Genomic DNA, 3,051 nt, shown 5'->3' with positions numbered 1-3,051 from the left:
CTAGCGGCGCCTGCTGACGTCGTAGACCTTAGCATCCTGGTCGGCAGGAGGAAAAATCGAAATCCGGACGGCGGCCCGGGCCGCCCGTACGGCCGCCCAGAGCAGAATTTCGGGACCCGGCAGCCACGGCCGGCGTGTGTCCGGCGCCACCAGCCAGCGGGAATCGGACCGGGCGGGCCCGCCCACGGGCGCCGGCCCGGCCGCCGGGCCCACCGGGGCCGGTACGGTCACCGCGTCGCCGGCGCCGTGGCACAGCAGCGGCGGCACCCCGCCCGTACGGCCGCCCTCCCGGCCACGCGCGCTCCACTCCTCCCACTCCAGCAGCGACGGCAGCCGCTGGGCCGAGCCCGGCGCGGCGAACAGCAGCATCCGGCCCCGGAACTCGGCCACCGGGCCCGAGCCCGGGCCCGGGCCCTCGCCCCACATCTGGTCCAGCATCCGGCGCCCGAAGACGGCGGGGGTGCTGACCACGTCGAAGGCGGAACCGCAGGGCAGGACGACCGGGGCCCCGGGCCGCTCCTGCCAGAACGCGAGCGTGCTGCGCGGGTACGCGCCCGCCGAGGCCAGCCAGAGGGCGCCGTCCGAGGTGACGTCCGAGACACGGGGGGTGGCTTCGAGAGCGACGTTGCGTGTGCTGGTCATGCCGCATACATCTACCGGCCGTGAGGGCGCGAATCCGGTGAGTTGCGGGAAACCGGGACAGATGGAAGACGGAAGGAGTATCTTGCCCACCCGCTTGGCATATGCGGGACGGTTAGTCGGTGTGGACGCCGCCCTCGCCGCCGCGCATCAGGTCCCGTCCGAACTCCACCATCTTCTTGGCGTAGTCCTCGGTCCACTCGGCGCGCTCGGCGATGTCCGCGGCCGTCAGCCGGTCGAACCGCCGGGGATCGGCCAGCTGCGCCGCCGCCATCGCCTGGAACTCCATCGCCCGGTCCGCCGCGGCCCGGAAGGCGTGCGTCAGCTCCGTCGCCCGGACCAGCAGCGCCCGGGGGTCGTCGATCGACTCGAGGTCGAAGAAGTGCTCCGGATCGGCGGCCGCCTCCGCCGGCTCGAAGAGCAGGGGCGCGGGGCGTAGCCGCGGTTCGTTCCGACGCGGCGTGGGCTCCGCCATGTCTTCTCCTCCTCGTACGTACGGCGACCCTCCCCGTGGACCGGGGCACTCCCCCGTGGACCGGGGCACTCCCGGTGGAGTGGGCCACCGTCCATTGTCCCGCGCCCACGCAAGAGGGCGAGGCCGTGCCGGTACGCGCGTACCGGCACGGCCTCGCCCCTTACCGCGGGACCACGCCGCTCGTGGTCGACACGGCTGGAACGGCTAGCCGGCGTAGGTCTCGAACTCGGCGACCTTCGGCGTGCCGCTGGAGCCGGTGATCTCGAAGGTGATCTTCTTCAGCGACGTCCGGTCGAAGTCGATGACGCCCGCTCCGTTGCCGGAGGCCAGGACGGAGCCCGTGTCGTGGTTGACGACCCGCCAGGATCCGATGGTGCCCGCGGAGCCGGAGGCCTCACGGATGTTGATCTTGGCGACGGTGGTGGCGGAGCCCCACTTGACGGAGACCGAACCGGTCGAGCCGGACGGGGACCAGTAGGTGCCCATGTCGCCGTCACGGACGTTGCCGTAGCTCGTCCCGTCGGCCTTGGAAGAACCGTCGGAGCCCGCCCCGATGCTGAGGTTGGTCCCGACGGGCGGGTCAGTGGGGTCGGGGTCGGTCGGGTCCGGGTCCGGGTCGGTGGGGTCCGGGTCCGTGGGGTCCGGGTCGGTCGGGTCCGGGTCCGGGTTCTGCGGCGTGCAGCTGCCGTCCGACACCTTCAGGCCCTTGCCGGCGCCCGCCGTCTGGCTCACGACGGCCGGCACGCAGTCGGCCCCGTCGAGGCTGTAGGAGTACGGGATGCTGACGCTGGTGTTGGACTGCGGGTCGGGGCCGGCGGGGTTGTTGTCGCCCTCACGCTCGGACCAGGTCACGTTGTCGTAGATGTTGCCGCTGACCTGCCAGGAGCCGGCCTCGTCGGTGTAGAAGGTGCCGAGGACGTCCTTGGAGTCCTGGAAGTAGTTGTTGTCGACCTTGGCCTTCGCGCCGGCCCGGGAGTTGATGCCGGACTCGTTGAGGCTCACGTAGTGGTTGTTGTAGATGTGGGCGATGCCGCCGCGCAGCAGGGGAGCGCGGGAGTCGATGTTCTCGTAGAGGTTGTGGTGGAAGGTGACGTAGCCGTTGGAGCGGTCGCTCTCGCTGGAGCCGATGAGGCCGCCGCGGCCGGAGTTGCGCAGGGTGCTGTAGGACAGGGTGACGTACTTGGTGTCGTTCTTCATGTCGAAGAGGCCGTCGTAGCCCTCCGACTCGCCGCCCGACGCCTCCAGGGTGGTGTGGTCGACCCAGACGTTGCGGACACCGCTCTCCATCCCGATGGCGTCGCCGCCGTTGGAGGTGGGCGAGCCCGACTTCTTGACGTTCCGGACCGTCACGTTCTGGATGATGATGTTGCTGGACTCCCGGATGTGGATGCCCAGCTGGTCGAAGACGGCACCGCCGCCGACCCCGACGATCGTGACGTTGCTGATCTGCTTCAGCTCGATCTTGTCCTCGGCGGTGCTGCAGCTGTCACCCGACACCTTGGTGGTGTTGCCGTGGTTGATGGTGCCCTCGACCTCGATGGTGATCGGGGTGCTGCTGCTGGCCCGGCCGCACAGGGCCTGGTGGATCGCGGTCCCGGTGGTCGCCCGGACCGTCTCTCCGCCGGCACCGCCGGTCGTGCCGCCGTTCTGGGTCGCGTAGCCGGTGGCGCCACTGGCCGCTGCCGCCGCCTGGGGCATCGACAGCACCACACCGGTCGCGGCGGCAACGGCCAAGGTGGCCAGCGCCGCGTTGAGTCGCAGCGCGACTGGTCGTCTCATCCTCGGTCTCCCCATTCGCCTTCACATGCCGGAACGAACGATCTGTCGGGATCATGACAATGCGACAGACCGGAAAGCGCTTTCTCGCCGTGAATATAGGGTTCACCCCAGGGGCTGGCAAGGGTTACGGCGTGTTCAAACTGCGGACCGGCGCACAC

3 protein-coding genes are annotated in these 3,051 nt (G+C 70.3%); all 3 read right to left on the bottom strand.

Going from position 1 to position 3,051, the window contains the following annotated elements:
* Positions 1–642 (bottom strand): bifunctional DNA primase/polymerase, encoded by a 642-nt coding sequence (locus ABEA26_RS35530; protein ID WP_345598143.1) that lies wholly within the window; start codon positions 640–642, stop codon positions 1–3.
* A 112-nt stretch (positions 643–754) separates the two neighbouring features.
* Positions 755–1,114: a hypothetical protein gene (locus ABEA26_RS35525; RefSeq protein WP_345598141.1), complete on the bottom strand. Its 360-nt coding sequence runs from the start codon at positions 1,112–1,114 to the stop codon at positions 755–757.
* A gap of 204 nt (positions 1,115–1,318) precedes the next feature.
* On the bottom strand, positions 1,319–2,893 hold the full coding sequence (locus ABEA26_RS35520; protein WP_345598140.1) for a pectate lyase family protein: 1,575 nt from the start codon (positions 2,891–2,893) through the stop codon (positions 1,319–1,321).
* Positions 2,894–3,051: the final 158 nt, after the last annotated feature.

This window comes from Streptomyces marokkonensis (genome assembly GCF_039539045.1).
GTDB lineage: Bacteria > Actinomycetota > Actinomycetes > Streptomycetales > Streptomycetaceae > Streptomyces > Streptomyces marokkonensis.
The sequence above is the reverse complement of the archived record's forward strand: the minus strand, read 5'-3'. Positions and strand labels throughout refer to the sequence as shown.

Excerpts from the sequence above, each read along its gene's own strand:
- ABEA26_RS35530 (WP_345598143.1), bottom strand. The coding sequence starts at position 642 with ATGACCAGCACACGCAACGTCGCTCTCGAAGCCACCCCCCGTGTCTCG.
- ABEA26_RS35520 (WP_345598140.1), bottom strand. The coding sequence starts at position 2,893 with ATGAGACGACCAGTCGCGCTGCGACTCAACGCGGCGCTGGCCACCTTG.
- ABEA26_RS35525 (WP_345598141.1), bottom strand. The coding sequence starts at position 1,114 with ATGGCGGAGCCCACGCCGCGTCGGAACGAACCGCGGCTACGCCCCGCG.